This window comes from Microbacterium sp. bgisy207 (assembly GCF_057706855.1).
Window position 1 is genome coordinate 1 of record NZ_JBYIPB010000013.1, and the last position, 18,248, is coordinate 18,248.

At 68.4% G+C, this 18,248-nt stretch carries 20 protein-coding genes; 15 read left to right on the plus strand and 5 right to left on the minus strand.

The window, feature by feature from the left end:
• A partial coding sequence (locus AC3ENO_RS12245) for an endonuclease domain-containing protein (RefSeq protein ID WP_434970901.1) occupies nucleotides 1–930 on the plus strand: 930 nt, incomplete at its 5' end.
• A gap of 236 nt (nucleotides 931–1,166) precedes the next feature.
• Here AC3ENO_RS12245 and AC3ENO_RS12250 read toward each other — a convergent pair.
• Both AC3ENO_RS12250 and AC3ENO_RS12255 read right to left on the minus strand, forming a co-directional pair.
• On the minus strand, nucleotides 1,167–1,412 hold the full coding sequence (locus AC3ENO_RS12250; protein WP_434970902.1) for a helix-turn-helix domain-containing protein: 246 nt from the start codon (nucleotides 1,410–1,412) through the stop codon (nucleotides 1,167–1,169).
• Nucleotides 1,409–2,032 (minus strand): hypothetical protein, encoded by a 624-nt coding sequence (locus AC3ENO_RS12255; protein WP_434970903.1) that lies wholly within the window; start codon nucleotides 2,030–2,032, stop codon nucleotides 1,409–1,411. Before AC3ENO_RS12255 ends, AC3ENO_RS12250 begins: the two co-directional genes overlap by 4 nt.
• Before the next feature lie 387 nt (nucleotides 2,033–2,419).
• Between AC3ENO_RS12255 and AC3ENO_RS12260 the strand changes: the two genes are divergently transcribed.
• Nucleotides 2,420–4,948, plus strand: coding sequence for an ATP-dependent Clp protease ATP-binding subunit (locus AC3ENO_RS12260; RefSeq protein ID WP_434970904.1), 2,529 nt, complete (start codon nucleotides 2,420–2,422; stop codon nucleotides 4,946–4,948).
• A 59-nt stretch (nucleotides 4,949–5,007) separates the two neighbouring features.
• Here the strand turns inward: AC3ENO_RS12260 and AC3ENO_RS12265 are convergent, their stop codons facing one another.
• The gene (locus AC3ENO_RS12265) at nucleotides 5,008–5,145 is read right to left on the minus strand and encodes a hypothetical protein (RefSeq protein WP_434970905.1); all 138 of its coding nucleotides are present in this window, start codon (nucleotides 5,143–5,145) and stop codon (nucleotides 5,008–5,010) included.
• 324 nt (nucleotides 5,146–5,469) lie between these two features.
• On the opposite strand from AC3ENO_RS12265, the gene AC3ENO_RS12270 reads away from it, so the two are divergent.
• Genes AC3ENO_RS12270 through AC3ENO_RS12280 form a run of 3 tightly spaced genes read left to right on the plus strand, consistent with a single transcriptional unit; the run spans nucleotide 5,470 to nucleotide 7,500 of the window.
• Complete coding sequence (locus AC3ENO_RS12270; RefSeq protein ID WP_434970906.1) at nucleotides 5,470–5,976, plus strand: amino-acid N-acetyltransferase; 507 nt, start codon at nucleotides 5,470–5,472, stop codon at nucleotides 5,974–5,976.
• A 40-nt stretch (nucleotides 5,977–6,016) separates the two neighbouring features.
• Complete coding sequence (locus AC3ENO_RS12275) at nucleotides 6,017–6,817, plus strand: hypothetical protein (RefSeq protein ID WP_434970907.1); 801 nt, start codon at nucleotides 6,017–6,019, stop codon at nucleotides 6,815–6,817.
• Nucleotides 6,814–7,500 (plus strand): hypothetical protein, encoded by a 687-nt coding sequence (locus tag AC3ENO_RS12280; protein ID WP_434970908.1) that lies wholly within the window; start codon nucleotides 6,814–6,816, stop codon nucleotides 7,498–7,500. The genes AC3ENO_RS12275 and AC3ENO_RS12280 overlap by 4 nt, the downstream gene beginning before the upstream one ends.
• A 24-nt stretch (nucleotides 7,501–7,524) precedes the next feature.
• Here the strand turns inward: AC3ENO_RS12280 and AC3ENO_RS12285 are convergent, their stop codons facing one another.
• Nucleotides 7,525–9,084, minus strand: a complete 1,560-nt coding sequence (locus tag AC3ENO_RS12285) for a GMC family oxidoreductase N-terminal domain-containing protein (protein ID WP_434970909.1) — start codon at nucleotides 9,082–9,084, stop codon at nucleotides 7,525–7,527.
• Nucleotides 9,081–9,689, minus strand: a complete 609-nt coding sequence (gene mftR, locus AC3ENO_RS12290) for a mycofactocin system transcriptional regulator MftR (RefSeq protein ID WP_434970910.1) — start codon at nucleotides 9,687–9,689, stop codon at nucleotides 9,081–9,083. The genes AC3ENO_RS12285 and mftR overlap by 4 nt, the downstream gene beginning before the upstream one ends.
• Before the next feature lie 91 nt (nucleotides 9,690–9,780).
• Here mftR and mftA point away from each other — a divergent pair, with 91 nt between their 5' ends.
• The 10 genes from mftA (at nucleotide 9,781) to mftD (ending at nucleotide 18,242) form a co-directional block, all read left to right on the plus strand.
• Nucleotides 9,781–9,891 carry a mycofactocin precursor MftA gene (gene mftA / locus AC3ENO_RS12295; RefSeq protein WP_434970911.1) on the plus strand — a complete coding sequence of 37 codons (111 nt, stop codon included), beginning with the start codon at nucleotides 9,781–9,783 and terminating at the stop codon, nucleotides 9,889–9,891.
• A 22-nt stretch (nucleotides 9,892–9,913) separates the two neighbouring features.
• Entirely contained in the window at nucleotides 9,914–10,180 is a 267-nt protein-coding gene (mftB, locus tag AC3ENO_RS12300) for a mycofactocin biosynthesis chaperone MftB (protein ID WP_434970912.1), read from the plus strand.
• Nucleotides 10,177–11,463: a mycofactocin radical SAM maturase gene (mftC, locus tag AC3ENO_RS12305; RefSeq protein ID WP_434970913.1), complete on the plus strand. Its 1,287-nt coding sequence runs from the start codon at nucleotides 10,177–10,179 to the stop codon at nucleotides 11,461–11,463. The genes mftB and mftC overlap by 4 nt, the downstream gene beginning before the upstream one ends.
• A gap of 66 nt (nucleotides 11,464–11,529) precedes the next feature.
• The gene (locus AC3ENO_RS12310; protein ID WP_434970914.1) at nucleotides 11,530–12,339 is read left to right on the plus strand and encodes a mycofactocin-coupled SDR family oxidoreductase; all 810 of its coding nucleotides are present in this window, start codon (nucleotides 11,530–11,532) and stop codon (nucleotides 12,337–12,339) included.
• Nucleotides 12,340–12,356: 17 nt separating this feature from the next.
• Nucleotides 12,357–13,217 carry a mycofactocin-coupled SDR family oxidoreductase gene (locus AC3ENO_RS12315; protein ID WP_434970915.1) on the plus strand — a complete coding sequence of 287 codons (861 nt, stop codon included), beginning with the start codon at nucleotides 12,357–12,359 and terminating at the stop codon, nucleotides 13,215–13,217.
• Nucleotides 13,218–13,334: 117 nt separating this feature from the next.
• On the plus strand, nucleotides 13,335–14,147 hold the full coding sequence (locus AC3ENO_RS12320) for a mycofactocin-coupled SDR family oxidoreductase (RefSeq protein ID WP_434970916.1): 813 nt from the start codon (nucleotides 13,335–13,337) through the stop codon (nucleotides 14,145–14,147).
• Nucleotides 14,148–14,162: 15 nt separating this feature from the next.
• Nucleotides 14,163–14,996 (plus strand): mycofactocin-coupled SDR family oxidoreductase, encoded by an 834-nt coding sequence (locus tag AC3ENO_RS12325; protein WP_434970917.1) that lies wholly within the window; start codon nucleotides 14,163–14,165, stop codon nucleotides 14,994–14,996.
• A gap of 30 nt (nucleotides 14,997–15,026) precedes the next feature.
• Nucleotides 15,027–15,965 (plus strand): AAA family ATPase, encoded by a 939-nt coding sequence (locus tag AC3ENO_RS12330; RefSeq protein WP_434970918.1) that lies wholly within the window; start codon nucleotides 15,027–15,029, stop codon nucleotides 15,963–15,965.
• A gap of 78 nt (nucleotides 15,966–16,043) precedes the next feature.
• Nucleotides 16,044–16,952 (plus strand): vWA domain-containing protein, encoded by a 909-nt coding sequence (locus tag AC3ENO_RS12335; RefSeq protein WP_434970919.1) that lies wholly within the window; start codon nucleotides 16,044–16,046, stop codon nucleotides 16,950–16,952.
• Between the two features lie 24 nt (nucleotides 16,953–16,976).
• A complete protein-coding gene (gene mftD, locus AC3ENO_RS12340) occupies nucleotides 16,977–18,242 on the plus strand; it encodes a pre-mycofactocin synthase MftD (protein WP_434970920.1) in 1,266 nt (421 codons plus the stop codon).
• Nucleotides 18,243–18,248 lie beyond the last annotated feature (6 nt).

An 18,248-nucleotide genomic window follows, 5' to 3' on the forward strand; every position in this document is an offset into this window, starting at 1 on the left:
ACACCACCGTTCGCCGTCGCGGCTGCGCGCCGGCTCGGAGTCACGGACTCGCGTCTGAGGCGGAAAGACCTGTCTCGCCCCTTCCATGGGGTGCGCTCGGTCGATCTCGGCATCCGGCTCGCGACACAGGAGGCGATCGTGCGGCGCGCGATCGAGTACGCACAGCGGATGCGGGGCGACGAGTTCTTCAGTCACGCAACCGCGGCGGTGCTGTGGGGATTGCCGCTGCCGAGGTCCCGATTGCTCGCGAGTGACCGTCTCGACGAGGATGCCCTGCGGCCGCTCGATGTCGCTGTGGCGCTGCCGGCCCGTGCGGGGCGTGCGCGCGGGATCCGTGGGCGTTCGACCGCGCCGCACCTCGCGGAGGTGCGCGTCCACCCGGCCACCGGCGTGCGCGTGTCGACGCCCGCGTCGGTGTGGGCTGAACTGGCCTGTGAACTCACGCTGGAGGACCTCGTCGCCGTCGGCGATGCGGTGGTGCGCGAGCCGATGTGGGAGACGGATGCGGCAGCCCTCGCATCCGTTGCCGACCTGGACCGTGCGGTCCAGGCGGGGCGCCGGCGGGGCATCGAGACGCTGCGCACGGCGAGGCTGTTGGTTCGCACGCGATCGAGATCACGTCCGGAGACCCACTTCAGGCTGGCGTTCCGGGATGCGGGGCTGCCGGAGCCCGAGTGCAATTGGCCCGTCCTCGAGGGGGAACGGGCGCTGGCCTTGCTCGATCTTGCGTACCCCGAGCGGCGGGTCTGCTTCGAGTACGAGGGCGAGCATCATCTGCGCGACGAGGAACAGTGGGCCCGCGACATCCGGCGACACGAGATGCTCGTCGAGCGCGGCTGGCGCATCGTGCGGGTGACGAAGGACGACCTCTACCGTCGCCGCCGAGAGCTCTTCGCGCGCATCCGTCTCGCCATCGCCGCCCGCGCGTGATGCCGGAGACGTGTGGGCCCGCCCCGTTGCGCGGGCGAGGGCACTGCTCGATTGCCGCAACACGCCGCGCGGAACCCGGGAGCCGCGCGCTTTGCGGCAACCGAACGGCGCCGGCCCGCCACCCGCGTAGTCGCGGCGGCTCACTTGCCACAACATGCCGTGTCGACGCCAGCACGCGCGTATTTCGAGGCAAACGAGCGCAGGGCCGCCGGTCGCGCACGGCACAGATCGTCGCGTCAGCCGGTCGCGTCCGCGCGGACGAGGAGGTCACCGACCTCGCAATCGAGCGCCTCGCAGATCGCGGACAGCGTCGAGTAACGGATGGCGCGCGCGCGGTCGTTCTTGAGGATCGAGAGGTTCACGATCGAGACGCCGACCAGTTCGGAGAGCCGCGTCAGGGTCATCCCCCGCTCCGCGAGCAGCTCGTCAAGGCGGCAGTGGATGCCGCTCGGCCCGTCGTCGTCCGACTCGGCCGGGCTCACACGAGCCCCTCAGTGTCGCGCTGCATCCGATCGCCGACCATGAACACGGTCGTGCCCAGTGCGCCGAGGAAGGCGATTCCGAAGAGCTGCGTGAGGTTGGCTGACAGGATCACGTTGTCGAAGTCGCCTGCGGAGATCACCGCGAACGCTCCGTTCGCGCCCATGTTGCCGAAGAACGGTGCGAGCGCCACTCCTACAAACCCGGCCGTCGCCGCAGTGCCGATGAGAGTTGTATTGCGGCGGCCGAAGACCCGGCCGCGCAGGATGCTCCACATCACCAGCAGGAGAGTCGTCACGACCGTTGCCGCAGCGGCAACGACCACCACCTGTTCCAGGACCAACGCCACCACGGATGCGATCGGGAGCCGGTCGGCAAGGAGGAATGCGGAATCGAGCTCGACTGTCACGCTTGCGCCATCCGGTCCGATGGGAGCCTGAGCGGGGGTCCCGGCGAACTCCGCGAACACCCGCGTGGCGGAGCCTGTGAAGAGCCCGATGATGTTCGAGACTGCGCTGATCGCGCTGGCCACGACGAAAACGGCACCGGCGACGAAGAACACTGACATCGCGATGGTGTCCCCTCGCGAGAGGACGCGATAGGGGGTGGCTGTGGATGCCATTCGACCCTCCATGCATATCGATAAACGTTGTTATTGATAAACGATATGGCGGCGGCGAGAGCTCGTCAACTGCGATGCCGGCGCACGTGCGCGGGATTCGATTGCCCCAATCCGTTCTCGGCGGCCCGAGGCCGCGGCGTGTTGCGGCAACCGAGCGCGGGCGACGCGGGCGGTGCGGCAGCACAGCGGGCGGGAACGCGGGTAGCGCGCGAGCCGGGATCGGGCGCGGGTCGGAGCGCAAAGCGGGGCGCGGGATGCCGCGGAAGCGGATGCGGTATGCCGCCAGCGAACAGCGGCATACCGCATCCGTCCGGTCGTTACTCTCGATGTACGAAGCCAGCAGTGGGGCGCATCCCCGACCCGCGCACCGGCCGAAGGAGTAAGCAGATGTTCGAGAGATTCACCGACCGTGCCCGTCGCGTGGTTGTGCTCGCCCAAGAAGAGGCGAAGATGCTCAACCACAACTACATCGGCACCGAGCACATCCTCCTGGGTCTGATCCACGAGGGTGAGGGCGTCGCTGCCAAGGCGCTCGAGTCGCTCGGCATCTCGCTGGATGCCGTGCGCGAGCAGGTGCAAGACATCATCGGCCAGGGACAGCAGCAGCCGACGGGGCACATCCCGTTCACGCCGCGCGCCAAGAAGGTGCTCGAGCTGTCGCTGCGCGAGGCGCTGCAGCTGGGCCACAACTACATCGGCACCGAGCACATCCTGCTCGGCCTCATCCGCGAGGGTGAGGGCGTTGCAGCCCAGGTGCTGGTCAAGCTCGGCGCCGACCTCAACAAGGTGCGCCAGCAAGTCATCCAGCTGCTGTCGGGCTACCAGGGCAAGGAGCCCGCGGGTGTCGCATCGGGCGCTGGGGAGCAGTCGCAGGGCACGGCGCAGGGCGGCTCCCAGGTGCTCGACCAGTTCGGGCGCAACCTGACCCAGGCGGCCCGCGACAACAAGCTCGACCCTGTCATCGGGCGCGAGAAGGAGATCGAGCGGGTCATGCAGATCCTCTCGCGTCGCTCCAAGAACAACCCCGTGCTGATCGGCGAGCCCGGCGTCGGCAAGACCGCCGTCGTCGAGGGGCTCGCGCAGGCGATCGTGAAGGGCGATGTTCCCGAGACGCTCAAGGACAAGCAGCTCTACTCGCTCGACCTCGGCTCCCTCATCGCCGGGTCCCGCTACCGCGGTGACTTCGAAGAGCGCCTCAAGAAGGTCACGAAAGAGATCCGCACGCGCGGCGACATCATCGTGTTCATCGACGAGATCCACACCCTCGTCGGCGCCGGTGCGGCCGAGGGCGCGATCGACGCGGCATCCATCCTCAAGCCGCTCCTCGCCCGCGGAGAGCTGCAGACGATCGGTGCGACCACCCTCGACGAGTACCGCAAGCACTTCGAGAAGGATGCCGCGCTCGAGCGCCGCTTCCAGCCGATCCAGGTTGCGGAGCCGTCGCTGCCCCACGCGATCAACATCCTCAAGGGTCTGCGCGACCGGTACGAGGCGCACCACAAGGTGCAGATCACGGATGGCGCGATCGTCGCCGCCGCGAACCTCGCCGACCGCTACATCAGCGACCGCTTCCTGCCCGACAAGGCGATCGACCTGATCGACGAGGCCGGCGCCCGCCTGCGCCTGTCGATCCTGTCGTCGCCCCCCGAGCTGCGGGAGTTCGACGAGAAGATCGCGAAGGTGCGCGAGCAGAAGGAAGCCGCCTCCGAGGAGCAGGACTTCGAGAAGGCCGCGTCGCTGCGCGACGAGGAGAAGAGCCTGCTGGCCGAGCGGCTGCGCCTCGAGAAGCAGTGGCGTTCGGGCGAGGTGTCTTCTCCCGCCGTCGTCGACGAGGGTCTGATCGCCGAGGTCCTCGCCCAGGCGACCGGCATCCCGGTCTTCAAGCTCACGGAAGAGGAGTCGAGCCGCCTCGTCTTCATGGAGAAGGCGCTGCACCAGCGCGTCATCGGTCAGGAAGAGGCGATCGCCGCGCTTTCGAAGACGATCCGTCGTCAGCGCGCGGGCCTGAAGGACCCCAAGCGCCCCTCGGGGTCGTTCATCTTCGCCGGCCCCACGGGTGTCGGAAAGACGGAGCTTGCCAAGGCGCTCGCGGAGTTCCTCTTCGACGACGAGGGCGCGCTGATCTCGCTCGACATGAGCGAGTTCGGCGAGAAGCACACCGTCTCGCGGCTGTTCGGTGCCCCTCCCGGATTCGTCGGCTTCGAAGAGGGCGGCCAGCTCACCGAGAAGGTGCGCCGCAAGCCGTTCTCGGTCGTGCTGTTCGATGAGATCGAGAAGGCCCACCCCGACATCTTCAACTCGCTCCTGCAGATCCTCGAAGAGGGTCGTCTGACCGACGGTCAGGGGCGCGTGGTCGACTTCAAGAACACGGTCATCATCATGACGACGAACCTCGGTTCGCAGGCGATCGCCGGCGGCCCCGTCGGGTTCCAGGTCGAAGGTGACACCGCGACGTCGTACGACCGGATGAAGGGCAAGGTCAACGAAGAGCTCAAGCGGCACTTCAAGCCCGAGTTCCTCAACCGCGTCGACGACATCATCGTGTTCCCCCAGCTGGACAAGGACGAGCTGCGTCAGATCGTGGACCTGTTCACGAAGCGCCTCGGCGAGCGCCTGCTCGACCGCGACATGACGATCGAGCTGTCACTGGCCGCGAAGGACCGACTCATCGAGGTCGGCTTCGACCCGGCCCTCGGCGCCCGGCCGCTGCGTCGCGCGATGCAGCACGAGATCGAGGACCAGCTGTCCGAGAAGATCCTGCACGGTCAACTCAACCCCGGCGACCACGTCAAGGTGGATGCTCAGAACGGCGAGTTCCTGTTCGAGCACGGGCCGCGCGGCGAGAAGGTCGCGGTGGGTGTGATCTCCGGTGGCGACATCACCGTCACGCCGGATCTGGCGATCACGTCGGACTGATCCGCGTCGGTGTGAGAGGGGACGGATGCTTCGGCATCCGTCCCCTCCTCGTTTCTGGCTCAGGCCGCCTCGCCGGCACCGGACAGCGCAGCAACCGCGACGTCGAGCACGATCGACTGCCGCACCTCGACCGCGTGGTCGTAGCGGCTTCCGGCAAGCGCCACGTAGACGCCTCCGACGATGTCGACGTAACCCACGACGCGGTCTCCCCTGCGGACCTCGTAGGTGGTCGGCCCGAGGAGCGCGACGGACTCCGTCGGTGGCGGTGCGGGAGGCGCGGCGGCGCGGTTCGATGACCGAGTTGTAGCGCGCGAAGGGGTTGACGTCGTGGGGACCATAGTGGCGCCTCCCGTGAGAGGGGATCTGCTCCTGAAGGGTCCACCCCCGCCGTCGTTTGCGGTGGGGGCTTGACATCGCCGCGCGATCGGTGATGCTACGACGATCATCCGCCGCGGCGGCGACTGAGGGAAGGGGCCGTGCCTGGAAGAGTCCTCGGAGTGTTCGCGCTCTAGGCTGGGTGGATGACCGAATTCACCGTCCGCCCTGCCCGCACGGCGGACGTGCGGGGCATCCAGGCCCTCCTCGAGCCGTGGGTGCAGCGGCGGGTGCTCCTCGGCAAGGATCTGGTGGTCCTGTTCGAGTCGGTGCAGCAGTTCACGGTCGCAGAGGACGCGGATGGTCAGCTGATCGGATGCGGCGCTCTCCACGTGATGTGGGACGACCTCGGTGAGATCCGTACGCTTATCGTCGCCGATGACTGGTTGCACCGAGGCGTCGGGCGCGCGATCGTCGACCGGCTCGAAGAGAACGCCCGGGACCTGGGGCTGCGCCGGCTGTTCTGCCTGACGTTCGAGGTCGACTTCTTCTCGGCGCGCGGGTTCGAGGTCATCGGCGAGCAAGTCGTCGATCCGGATGTCTATTCCCAGCTCATCCGGTCACCAGACGAGGGTGTCGCGGAGTTCCTCGACCTCGCCCACGTCAAGCCCAACACGTTGGGCAACACCCGGATGCTCAAGACGTTCGACTGAGGCCCTTGCGCGCTCACCGAGTGCGTGAAAACCTCCCGTCATGGCGCGTTCATCCGAGACTGATCCCACCCGCGCAACGCGGCGCCGACTGCTGACCGCACTCGTTGCGGTGATCGTGGTCTCGTTCGCCCTCGCCGCCGCCGCCGGGATCACCGTGCTCATCATCGGACCCGAAGGCGATCTGATGAGCCGGGTGCTGGTGACGACACTGATCGTCGGCGGCTTCAGCGTCGGCGCACTGTCGTGCCTGGCGTTGTGGGGTCGCGCGGCGCACACATTCGGAGTGATCGGTGCCGCAGTCAACGCCGCGTCGGCCGTCGTCGCGCTCCTGGCCGTGTGGGTCGAGCAGGGATCCGACGATTTCTGGCGAGTTCTCAATCGCCTCCTGGTGAGCGGGCTGATCGTCTCTGCCGCGTGGGCACTGGCATCCCTGCTGCTCCTGCTTTCGCGGCGACGGCGGTCGGTGATACGCGTCGGTCTGATCGCGACCCTCGTGGCCTTGGGCATCACGGTGGCGCTCGCGGTGGCCGGTGTGTGGTGGGATGACCTCGCCGATGCCGAGATCTATCCGCGGGTCCTCGGGACGTTGGGCATCCTCAGCGCCCTCGGCGTGGTGGTCGTTCCCGTGCTGGCGCTGCTTCTTCGCGATGGGCCCGCGGCGCGCGGACCGGAGGACTTCCCCGCCGACGTCGCGGAGCGGCTCATCGAGACAGCCCGGGCCAGGGGGATCACCGTCGCGGAGCTCGTCGCTCCCGTCCTCGGCGAGCAGGCCCGCCCGTCGGAGATCACCGGGCGCGCCGATCACGGCTCACCGGACGCCCCGCCTACCCTGGAGGCATGAGCACCCCGCCCCCGCGCCGCCGCCCGTCACCGGGTGTCTATCGGCGCCGCCGCCTGGTCGCGCTCCTGGTGCTCATCGCCGTCATCGCTGCGATCGTCTGGTTGTTCGTCGCGCAGCCCTGGGCGAGTGCTGCGCAGACGGATGCTGAGCCGACGCCGACTCGTTCGGGATCTGTGGGAGCGAGTCCGAGCCCGAGCGCGTCGACGCCCGTGCCCACGGACTCTCCGGCGCCTGAGGCGGCCGCGACGGAGCCGGGGCCGCTGGAGACTGCGCCTCCCACCTGCACTCGGGGCGAGGTGACGGTGGACGCCCTCACCGACCAAGACGAGTACGGATCGGGTCAGAACCCGCAGCTGTCGATTCGACTCACCAACAGGTCCGACTCGGCGTGCACCATCAACGTGGGAACGGCAACTCAGTCGTTCACGATCACGAGCGGCAACGACACCTGGTGGCGCTCGACGGACTGCCAGACGGAGCCGAGCGACATGATCGTCACGCTCGAGGCGGGCCAGACCGTGGAGAGCGCGACCCCACTGACCTGGGACCGGACGCGCTCATCAGTGAGCACGTGCGACTCGGAATCGCGCCCTGTCGCGGGCGCGGGCGGCGCGTCGTATCACCTCGCCGTCGAGATCGGCGGCATCGCCTCGAACCAGACCAAGCAGTTCTTCCTCTACTGATCCGCGTCTGAGCGGCAGGAGGGCTCAGTCGCCGTCTCGCATCGCGCGTGCAATGATCTCGCCGACCAGGACAGCGGATGCTGCGGGCCCCCGCGACGGTACGGTGGGAAGGATCGAGGTGTCGGCGACGCGAAGGCCCGCGACGCCATGCACGCGACCGACCCCATCGACGACGGGACCGATCGGCGCAGTGCCGCACATGTGGATCGCGGTGCCGAGGTGAGCCCGCATCCAGGCATCCAATGCCGTGTCATCGTCGAGGTCCGACGCTCCGATCTCCGTCGCGCGTCCCCCCATGTGTTCGACGAGGGCGACAGCTTCACGGATGCCCACTCGCAGGCGCGACCGGTCCGATTCCTCCTCCAGGTAGCGATACTCGATCCGTGGCGCCGCCGTGGCATCGGCATCGCGAAGACTCAGGGTGCCGCGGCCCGCCGGGGACTGCAGGCCGACGATCAGCGGCAGATCGTCGCGGTGAGCCAGCTGAGCGGCCGCCCGGCGGCCCGAGATCCCCGCGACGGCGCGGATGCTCCGCAGCGGGTGACGGAGCCCGGCGGCGAGTCCGTCGCGCAGGCGCAGCGACCCGGTGAGGAGATAGCCGAGCGGCTTCACCGATAAGAGGAGTTCCAGGTCCCCGTCTGGATACCCGCCGGAGTCCATGTTCAGGGCCTCGGGAAAGGCGAAGCCTTCGTCCGCGTCGAACAGCGGCCGTTCGGGCTGCCACGACAGCGAGATGTCGGGATGATCCGAGAAGGCCGCGCCGACGGGGAGCGCCGAGCGCACGCGGATGCCGAGCCGCTCGAGGTCTTCGGGGATCCCGATCCCGGAGGCCAAGAGGATGCGTGCGGAGCCGATCGCTCCCGCCGCCAGCACGATCTCGTCCGCGCGGATCACGCCACGGGAGCTCTCCACACCTACTGCCCGTTCGCCCTCGAACACGACGCGTCCCACCGTCGTGTCCGAGTGCAGCTGGAGCCGGGCTGGCCGCCGTGGCCCCGGAAGATAGGCCGACCCCATGTTCACGCGCTCGCCGTCGATGATGTTCGAGGGCACCGGTCCGAACCCGGGCGCCTGTTCGCCGTTCTTGTCCGGCTCCTCGGGGTGGCCGCGATCGGAAGCCGCGGCCCGGAATGCGCGCGCGAGGTGGCCCGGCGCCGGGCGGCGCACCGGGACCGGGCCCGAGACCCCGTGGAGCTCGGAGGCGGGGAAGTCCCGGTCGGATTCGATCGCTCGCCACACCGGTAGGGCGCTCGCATAGCTCCAACGCGGGCCGCCGACCTCCGCCCAGCGCGCGTGATCGGTGCGGCGCGCGCGGATGAAGTAGCCGCCGTTGATCGTGCTCGAACCCCCGAGGACCCGCCCCCGCACGACGGTATACGCCAGTTCGGGGGTCAGGTGTCCAAGGAAGGACCAGTTCGCCGGATGCCCCGGCATCGCGCCCCGGATGCTCGAGGCATCGCGAAGCGCGGCGGGAACATCCGTCGTCCCCGCTTCGATGAGGACGACGTCGCGGTCGGGGTCCTCGGCCAGCCGCGCGGCGAGTGCGCAGCCCGACGTGCCTGCTCCGACGATGACGGTCGTCACGGCGGACTGCCCCAGGTGTCGCCCATCTTCCGGAACGCTTCGTCGATGAGTGCGAGCAGGTCCGCGCCCTCGTGGCTCAGCCACTGCTCGTAGGAGGCGAGCGAAAGGCCAAGGCACGCCCAGGCAACCGCCTGGGGCTCGAGAGCATCGGGCGACTCGCGAAGCCGCTTGGCGACGAACTCCGCGATGACTTGGCGCCATTCCGTGTACCGGAGCGTGGAGTGTGCCATCAGTGTGGGCACATTCAGCAGCAGCCACATCCGCTCACGGTGGACGGGGATCTCATCGGCGGGGAATCGGTTGAACTCGATCACCGCTGAGCGCAGTGCGTCCCGAAGCGGCAGCTCGTCGGGAAGACCCGCCAGATGATCGCGCATGGATTGGAGCAGGTGGTCGAAGTCCCCCCACGGCAGGTCATTCTTGGAGCGGAAGTACCGGAAGAATGTCCGCCTGCCGATGCCGGCGGCTTCGACGATGTCGTCGACTGTCGTTTCCTCGAACCCGCGCTCGAGGAAGAGTGAGAGCGCGATGTGGCTGAGTTCGCCGTGCGTCGTGGCCGGCGCGCGACCGATACGAGGCCGCTCACTTGCCTGTGTGTTGCTCATCGACTCTTCCATTCGGCACTGAGTGTCATTAGTATCGGCCACGACGAAGGTTTCGCCAAGGACGTGACGAAACCGCCAGGAGGAGCATCCCATGGAGCCCACGAAGGTCGCATCCGAAGTCACCGCCCCTGAGCCGGAGATCATCGAGTCGGACTCGCTTGTCGAAGAGGTCTCGATCGACGGCATGTGTGGGGTGTACTGATCAGGACCCGCGCGACGAGATCATGAAGCGCGACTCGCCCTGGCGGCTCAGCCCCCAGGTGTCCGTGCGTCCCGAACCCTTCGGGGCGCTGCTCTATCACTTCGGCACGCGCAAGCTCTCGTTCCTGAAGGACCGGACGCTGCTGGCGATCGTCGAGAGCCTCGATCGAGTCGACAGTCTCGATGAGGCCTGCGAGGCCGCCGGCGTCGATCCCCGTGACCGCGAGCGGTACTTCGGTGCGCTCGAGACTCTCGCCGGCTCGGCGATGATCGAACAGAGGACGACATGACGCTCGTTTCCGATGCCCCTCCGGCCGCCCCGCTTCGACTGGTCGATCACTTCGAGCGAGGACTGGACGCACCGATCTGCCTGACCTGGGAGCTCACCTACGCCTGCAATCTCTCGTGCGTGCACTGCCTGTCAAGCTCGGGCCGCCGGGACCCGCGCGAACTCACGACCGAGGAGTGCCGCGCCGTCATCGACGAACTCGAACGGATGCAGGTCTTCTACGTCAACATCGGCGGCGGTGAGCCCACGGTCCGCAGCGACTTCTGGGAACTCGTCGACTACGCGACGGCGCACCACGTCGGGGTGAAGTTCTCGACGAACGGCGTCAAGATCACCCCCGAGATCGCGGCGCGGCTCGCTGCCAACGACTACGTCGACGTGCAGATCTCGCTCGACGGCGCGACGGCGGAGGTCAATGACGCCATCCGTGGCCCGCGCTCCTACGAGACGGCGATGCGCGCGATGCAGAACCTCGCGGATGCCGGGATGCGGGGGTTCAAGCTCTCGGTGGTGTGCACGCGAACGAACATCGGGCAGCTCGACGAGTTCAAGGCCATCGCCGACCGGTACGGCGCCCAGCTGCGGCTCACGCGCCTTCGGCCGTCCGGTCGTGGGGCGGACGTCTGGGACGAGCTGCACCCGACGCGGGAGCAGCAACGGGAACTGTACGACTGGCTCGTGCGCCACGGAGACCAGGTCCTCACCGGCGACTCGTTCTTCCACCTCTCGGCATACGGGTCCTCGCTTCCGGGCCTGAACCTTTGTGGCGCGGGACGAGTGGTCTGTCTCATCGATCCGATCGGGGATGTCTATGCCTGTCCCTTCGCCATCCATGACGAGTTCCTCGCGGGCAATGTGCGGGAGGCGGGGTTCGCGGCGGTATGGCGGCAGTCCGAACTGTTCACCCGCCTTCGGGAACCGCAATCCGGCGGCGCCTGCTCGTCGTGCCAGTTCTTCGACTCCTGCAAGGGCGGGTGCATGGCAGCGAAGTTCTTCACCGGACTTCCGCTGGACGGCCCCGACCCCGAGTGCGTCCGCGGCTTCGGCGAGGAAGCTCTCAAGAACAAGAGCGGCGCTCTTCCCCAGCCGTCTCAGGACCACTCCCACCGCACCTCGCCGCCGCGCCCGCGGCCCGTCCGCGTGACGATCCGGCGGCGCGACCAGATCGATGCGCCGCCCGTGAGCGTCTGCGCTGAGAGCCCCCTCGCGGGGTTCGTTCCGACGTCGACCGACGCCCACGAGGGCGCCGATTCTCCGGGAGGCATCCGCTCCCACATCGCCTGAGACCACTGTCCTCGACGACCGCGCCGCGGTCGCGGTGGTTTCGTGCGCCCTACGAAAGGTACATCGATGGCTGGAAGAGTCGAAGGCAAAGTCGCGCTCATCACCGGAGCAGCACGCGGTCAGGGTCGAAGCCACGCGCTGCGGCTGGCGGAGGAGGGGGCCGACATCATCGCGGTGGACCTCTGCGGACCCGTGCCGAACCTGCAGTACCCGCCGGCGACCGAGGAGGACCTGGCCGAGACCGTGCGCCAGGTCGAAGCGCTCGACCGCCGGATCGTCGCCACCAAGGCCGATGTCCGCGACCGCGACGCCTTCAAGGCCGCGATCGACGAAGGCGTCGCCGCGCTCGGCAAGCTCGACATCGTGGTGGCCAACGCGGGCATCTGCATCATCGCCGCCTGGGACGAGGTGACGCCCGAGATTTGGAACGACGTCGTCTCGATCAACCTCACGGGCGTCTTCAACACCGTGCAACTGGCAGCCCCGCACGTCATCGCGGCAGGCGGCGGGTCGATCATCCTGACAAGTTCCGCAGCCGGCCTCAAGGGGCTCCCGTTCCTCATGCCCTACGTGGCCTCGAAGTTCGGTGTCACCGGCATGGGCAAGGCGTTCGCCGCAGAACTCGCGCAGCACAACATCCGCGTGAACACGCTCCACCCCACGGGCGTGGACACCGCGATGGGTGAGATGGGCGGCGCCTTCCCGCCTCTCCTCGAGAAGAACCCGGCCGTCGGCGGGATGCTGGCCAACATGCTGCCGATCCAGGTCACCGAGCCGCGTGACCAGTCCAACGCCGTCCTGTTCCTCGCCAGCGACGAGGCACGCTACGTCACCGCCCTGTCGATGACCGTCGACGCGGGCACCACCGAATACTGAGAAGAAAGGAACCCGCCATGGGAATGCTCGAGGGCAAAGTCGCTCTCATCACCGGTGGATCGCGCGGTCAAGGCCGCGCCCACGCCGTCACCTGCGCCCGCGAGGGAGCAGACGTCATCATCATCGACACGCTCGACCAGATCGAGAGTGTCGTGTATCCGATGGCCCAGCAGGCCGACATCGACGAGACCGTCCGGCAGGTCGAGGCACTCGATCGGCGCATCGTCGCCGTCGTCGGCGACGTCCGCACGCAGGCCGACCTCGACCGCGCCGTCTCGGAAGGGATCGCCGCGCTCGGCAAGATCGACATCCTCATCGCGAATGCCGGCATCTTCTCCCTCGCTCCCGCGCATGAGCTGACCGAGGAGGCGTGGGACGACATGATCGCCGTGAACCTCACCGGCGTCTGGAAGTCCGCGAAGGCCGTTCTGCCGCACATGATGGAACAGGGCGGCGGGTCGATCGTCATGACCTCGTCGATCAACGGGCTCGAACCCGGCGCGAACTACGTGCACTACTGTGCGGCGAAGTTCGGCGTCGTGGGCATCATGAAGACCCTTGCCCTGGAGTACGCGTCGCACGGCATCAGAGTCAACTCCGTGCATCCGGGTGCCATCCTCACGCCCATGACGAGCTGGCAGGGCGCGTGGGACATGATGAGCGGAAAGCCCGCCGGAGAGGGCACCGAGGCCGACATGCTCGAGGCGGGCTACCACTTCCACGCGCTCAAGGGCAACGGCTTCCTCGACCCGCAGCGCATCGCGGATGCGGCGCTCTGGCTCAACTCCGACCTCGCCTCGTCGGTCACCGGCATCACGGTTCCCGTCGATGCAGGCCACCTTCTCATCCCCGGCGTCAACGCCAACCCCGTCAAGTAACCGAACACCGCCGAACAATCGAACACCGTCACAACAGAAAACCGTCACAACCGAACACCGTCACAACCGAATACCGACGAACAATCGAACACCACACGATCAGTCGAAGGAGCAAACATGGGAGTCCTCGAAGGCAAAGTCGCCTTCATCACCGGAGCCGCGCGCGGGCAGGGACGCTCGCACGCCGTCCGTCTGGCCCAAGAAGGCGCAGACATCATCGCGGTCGACATCGCCGCGCAGATCGACTCGGTCCCCTATCCGCTGGCCACGCCGGAGGAGCTTGCCGAGACCGTCTCGCAGGTCGAGGCGCTCGACCGACGCATCCACGCCGTGCAGGCCGACGTGCGCGACCGCGCAGCGCTGCAGGCGGCGTTCGACGACGGAGTCGCCCTCCTCGGCGGCGTCGACATCGTGCTCGCCAACGCCGGCATCGCGCCGATGTCGATGCATCCGTCCGCGCAGGAGTGGTACGACGTCATCGATGTGAACCTGACCGGTGTCTACAACACGGTCGAGGTCGCCAAGGACGGGCTCATCGCCCGCGGCGGCGGGGCGATCGTGCTGACCAGCTCCACGGCCGGCATCGCCGGCATCGGCGGGGACTCGCCCGGCGGGCTCGGCTACACCGCCGCCAAGCACGGCGTCGTGGGACTCATGCGCTCATATGCGAACCAGCTGGCTCAGTACAGCATCCGGGTCAACACGATCCACCCGACCGGTGTGAACACCCCGATGGTGGTCAACGACGCGATGCAGGAGTTCTTGCAGAGCGACCCGCAGCTGAGCAACGCGATGGCCAACGCGCTTCCGGTTCCGATGATCGAAGCGGTCGACCTGTCCAACGCGATCCTGTTCCTCGTCTCGGATGCCGGGCGCTACGTCACGGGGGTCACCTTGCCCGTGGACGCCGGGTTCCTCAACAAGCGCTGACGAAGGGAGCAGATCATGGGAAGAGTAGAGGGCAAGGTCGCCTTCATCACCGGAGCAGCCCGCGGACAGGGCCGCTCTCACGCCGTGCGTCTCGCGCAGGAGGGCGCCGACATCATCGCCATCGACGTGTGCGAGCCGATCAACGCGGTTCCGTACGACCCGGCCACCGAGGAGGACCTGGCCGAGACGGTGCGCCAGGTCGAGGCGCTCGACCGCCGCATCGTCGCGACGAAGGCCGACGTGCGCGACATGGAGCAGGTCCAGAAGGCCGTCGACGACGGCGTCGCGCAGTTGGGACGGCTGGACATCGTCTCGGCGAACGCGGGGATCTCGGGCCGCCCGAACCGGTCGGAGGACATCCCCGACGACGAGTGGACGGACATGCTCGACATCAACCTCTCCGGGGTGTGGCGGTCGATCCGCGCCTCGATCCCCCACCTGCGGGCGGGGGGACGAGGCGGCTCGGTCATCATCACGAGCTCGGATGCCGGTCTGTTCGCGTACGAGAACATCTCGCACTACGTCTCGGCCAAGCACGGCGTCATCGGACTCATGCGCACGCTCGCGCTCGAGCTCGCGCGCGACATGATCCGTGTCAACGCGATCTGCCCCACCACGGTCGACACCGACATGGTGCAGAACGATGCGATCTACCGGCTGTTCCGTCCGGACCTCGAGAACCCGGGAAAGCAGGACTTCGCCGATGCGGCGGTGCAGATGAACGCTTTGCCGATCCCCTGGGTGGAAGCGGTGGACATCTCCAACGCGCTGCTGTTCCTCGCATCCGACGAGGCGCGCTACATCACCGGTGTGGCGCTTCCCGTCGACGCCGGCGCCGCGGTGAAGTGACGCGTGACGGAGCGGGAAGGACGTGATGACATGACGATGCACGCGCTGTCCACGCCGGAGGACGCGAAAGCCCTCCGCGAGAACCGTGCGCGCATCGCCGGGCGTCTGGTCGGCCGCGAGCGGGAGCTGGAACTCACGCTCGCGGCCGTCGCGGCAGGTCGCGACATCGTGCTGGAAGGACCTCCCGGCACGAGCAAGACCACGATCCTGCGCGCGATCACCGAGGAATGGGGCATCCCGCTGCTGTTCGTCGAGGGCAACGCCGACCTGACACCGGCGAAGCTCGTGGGTCACCACAATCCCGCGCGGGTCCTGCGCGAGGACTACTCGCCCGAGAACTTCGTGCCCGGCCCGCTCCTGGAGGCCATGCAGCAGGGCGGCTTCCTCTACATCGAGGAGTTCAACCGCGCGCCCGAGGACACCCTCAACACGTTGCTGACGGCGATGGCCGACCGCTCCATCACGGTGCCGCGGGTCGGCAGGATCGAGGCGCAGCCGACGTTCCGGGTGATCGCGTCGATGAACCCGTACGACAACGTCGGTACGACACGGCTGTCCACGAGCGTGCACGACCGCCTCAACCGCCTCGCCGTCGACTATCAGTCGACGGCGGACGAGGAGCGCATCGTAGCGCTGCGCTCCGGGGCCTCGGGGGCTCTGGGCGAGCGGATGATCGGCGACGCCGTCGCCGTCACTCGCGCCACCCGCTCGCACCCCGACGTCTGCCAGGGATCGAGCGTGCGCGGGGCTATCGACACTGTCCTCGTCGCCGGTCGCCTCGCGGAGCTGCGCGGGGTCGACGCTCCCGACGCAGAGGGCTATCCCGAACTTTTCTATGACGCCATGATCGTGGCGCTGTCGGGACGCATCCACCTGGACGAGGCCGCAGAGACGACGGCGGAGGCCGTCCTGCGCGAGATCTGGGAGGACCGCTTCGTCCTGGAGCCGCACAAGGCGGCGCCGGGATGAAGGGATGTCGCCGCCGACACGCCGCTCGAGAGCGGGCGGCGTCGCACGTCCACCGTGAAAGGCGCCCCGCTGCGGCGGGTGCCGAAGCAGCTCGACGAGAAGCCGACGGTGTTCGACGCGACGGGATCCGGTGCGGGAATGCTCCTTCGTTCCTCTGGCGGTGCGCGGCGCTCTCCGGGCTCGGCGCGCGGCGCGACGGCGCCGGGTCAGACCGACGAGACTGCCGAGCTGGTCTCGGCTGCGCCCGAGGCGACGGCGGTCGATCCGGCGGTGCGCACCGTCGCTCGGCAGATCGCCTCCCGGCTGTCCCTGCGCCCGGCGCGTCAGGATGCGACCAGGCGACGCGGCGTCGGCGATCTCGTGAGCCTGCCCTACCGGGGCGGCTCGGACGAAATCGACCTGGATCGCACGATCGAGGTGCTCGCGGAGCATCCGGTTCCCGAGGACGACGACATCGTCGTACGGGAGCGGGTGCGCACGACCCGGTCGGTCGTGCTGCTGGTCGATGTCTCGGGGTCGATGCGGGGCGAACGCATCACGACGGCGGCGGCGACGGTGGGGGCGGTCTCGTCGGAGCTCGTCACCGACGCCCTCGCGGTCATCGCGTTCTGGTCGGATGCGGCGATCCTGCTGCGACTGGGAGACACCGTCACACCGATGGAGCTGCTCGACGAGATCCTGCGCATTCGGGCGCAGGGGCTCACGAACGTGGCCTTCCCCCTGGAGCTCGCGCAGCAGCAGCTCGCCCGGGTACCGGCGCGGGACGCGCGCGTGCTGCTGCTCTCGGACTGCGTGCACAACGCGGGCCCCGACCCGCGGCCGCTGGCCGCGCGCCTGCCGCGTCTGGACGTGCTCCTGGACGCGACAGGGGAGAAGGACATCGACCTGGGCCGCGAACTCGCGGCGAAAGGGCGCGGCCTGTGCCGCGTGATCCACGGATACCGGGACGTCGCGCCGGCCGTGGGTGAGATCTTCGCGGGTCGATGACCCGCGAGAGGAAGAGGAGAACAGATGAGTTGGTGGCCCTGGCGGCAGAACCCGTGGTTCGAGACGGTGTTGGAGGCGCAACGTCGCGCGAAGAAGCGCCTTCCCCCCTCCGTCTACGCGGCCCTCGTCGCGGGTTCCGAACGCGGTACGACACCAAGAGACAACACCGACGCGTTCGCTGAGCTGGAGTTCGCCCCCCACGTGGCGGGTCATCAGGCGCAGCGAGACCTGTCGACGACCGTCCTCGGCATCCCGATCTCGCTCCCGGTGCTCATCTCGCCGACGGGTGTGCAGGCGGTCGATCCGGAGGGCGAGGTGGCGGTCGCCCGTGCTGCGGCGGCCCGCGGCACGATCATGGGGCTGAGCTCGTTCGCGAGCAAGCCCGTCGAGCAGGTGGTCGAGGCCAACCCGAACACGTTCTATCAGCTGTACTGGACGGGCTCGAAGGAGCAGATGGTCCAGCGCATGGATCGCGCGCGCGCTGCCGGCGCGAAGGCCCTCATTGCGACCCTGGACTGGTCGTTCTCGGTCGGGCGGGACTGGGGTAGCCCGTCGATTCCCGAAAAGCTGGATCTGAAGGCGATGATCGCGATGGCCCCCGAGGCCGTGCGCCGGCCCGGCTGGACGCTCGACTTCCTGCGCAGCGGCCTTCCCGACCTCACCGCCCCCAACCTGCAGCCGCCGGATGGGCCCGCCCCCACGTTCTTCGGGGCCTACTACGAGTGGATGCAGACTCCGCCGCCCTCGTGGGAAGACGTGGAGTGGCTGCGCAAAGAGTGGGGTGGACCTTTCCTCCTCAAAGGGATCACACGGGTCGATGACGCCAAGCGGGCCGTCGACATCGGCGCCGACGCGATCTCGGTCTCCAACCACGGGGGGAACAACCTCGACACGACACCGGCGACGATCCGCTGCCTGGGGCCGATCGCGGACGCGGTCGGGAGCGAGCTGGAGGTCCTGCTCGATGGCGGTATCCGTCGCGGCGGCGATGTCGCGAAGGCCCTCGCCCTCGGCGCGCGCGCGGTGATGATCGGCCGGGCCTATCTGTGGGGGCTGGCGGCGAACGGACAGACCGGCGTGGAGAACGTCCTCGACCTGCTGCGCATGGGGCTGGACTCGGCGGTGCTCGGTCTCGGGCACTCGTCGATCGCCGAGCTCTCGCCGGCCGACCTGTGGATCCCGCCGGGCTTTTCGCGGGTGCTCGGCGAGGCATCCGCCGAACCCGCTCCCGTACCGCGCCGGCGTGCGAAGGCCTCCGACAAGGACGGGGCCCCGGCGGCGACGGCATGATGGCAA

What these genes read in the sequence shown, in the direction of transcription:
- AC3ENO_RS12255 (WP_434970903.1), bottom strand. Translation starts at nt 2,032, where the DNA reads ATGGCATCCACAGCCACCCCCTATCGCGTCCTCTCGCGAGGGGACACC.
- mftC (WP_434970913.1), top strand. Translation starts at nt 10,177, where the DNA reads ATGACGCTCGTTTCCGATGCCCCTCCGGCCGCCCCGCTTCGACTGGTC.
- AC3ENO_RS12310 (WP_434970914.1), top strand. Translation starts at nt 11,530, where the DNA reads ATGGCTGGAAGAGTCGAAGGCAAAGTCGCGCTCATCACCGGAGCAGCA.
- mftR (WP_434970910.1), bottom strand. Translation starts at nt 9,689, where the DNA reads ATGAGCAACACACAGGCAAGTGAGCGGCCTCGTATCGGTCGCGCGCCG.
- mftA (WP_434970911.1), top strand. Translation starts at nt 9,781, where the DNA reads ATGGAGCCCACGAAGGTCGCATCCGAAGTCACCGCCCCTGAGCCGGAG.
- AC3ENO_RS12330 (WP_434970918.1), top strand. Translation starts at nt 15,027, where the DNA reads ATGACGATGCACGCGCTGTCCACGCCGGAGGACGCGAAAGCCCTCCGC.
- AC3ENO_RS12270 (WP_434970906.1), top strand. Translation starts at nt 5,470, where the DNA reads ATGACCGAATTCACCGTCCGCCCTGCCCGCACGGCGGACGTGCGGGGC.
- mftB (WP_434970912.1), top strand. Translation starts at nt 9,914, where the DNA reads ATGAAGCGCGACTCGCCCTGGCGGCTCAGCCCCCAGGTGTCCGTGCGT.
- AC3ENO_RS12275 (WP_434970907.1), top strand. Translation starts at nt 6,017, where the DNA reads ATGGCGCGTTCATCCGAGACTGATCCCACCCGCGCAACGCGGCGCCGA.
- AC3ENO_RS12320 (WP_434970916.1), top strand. Translation starts at nt 13,335, where the DNA reads ATGGGAGTCCTCGAAGGCAAAGTCGCCTTCATCACCGGAGCCGCGCGC.
- mftD (WP_434970920.1), top strand. Translation starts at nt 16,977, where the DNA reads ATGAGTTGGTGGCCCTGGCGGCAGAACCCGTGGTTCGAGACGGTGTTG.
- AC3ENO_RS12260 (WP_434970904.1), top strand. Translation starts at nt 2,420, where the DNA reads ATGTTCGAGAGATTCACCGACCGTGCCCGTCGCGTGGTTGTGCTCGCC.
- AC3ENO_RS12315 (WP_434970915.1), top strand. Translation starts at nt 12,357, where the DNA reads ATGGGAATGCTCGAGGGCAAAGTCGCTCTCATCACCGGTGGATCGCGC.
- AC3ENO_RS12280 (WP_434970908.1), top strand. Translation starts at nt 6,814, where the DNA reads ATGAGCACCCCGCCCCCGCGCCGCCGCCCGTCACCGGGTGTCTATCGG.
- AC3ENO_RS12325 (WP_434970917.1), top strand. Translation starts at nt 14,163, where the DNA reads ATGGGAAGAGTAGAGGGCAAGGTCGCCTTCATCACCGGAGCAGCCCGC.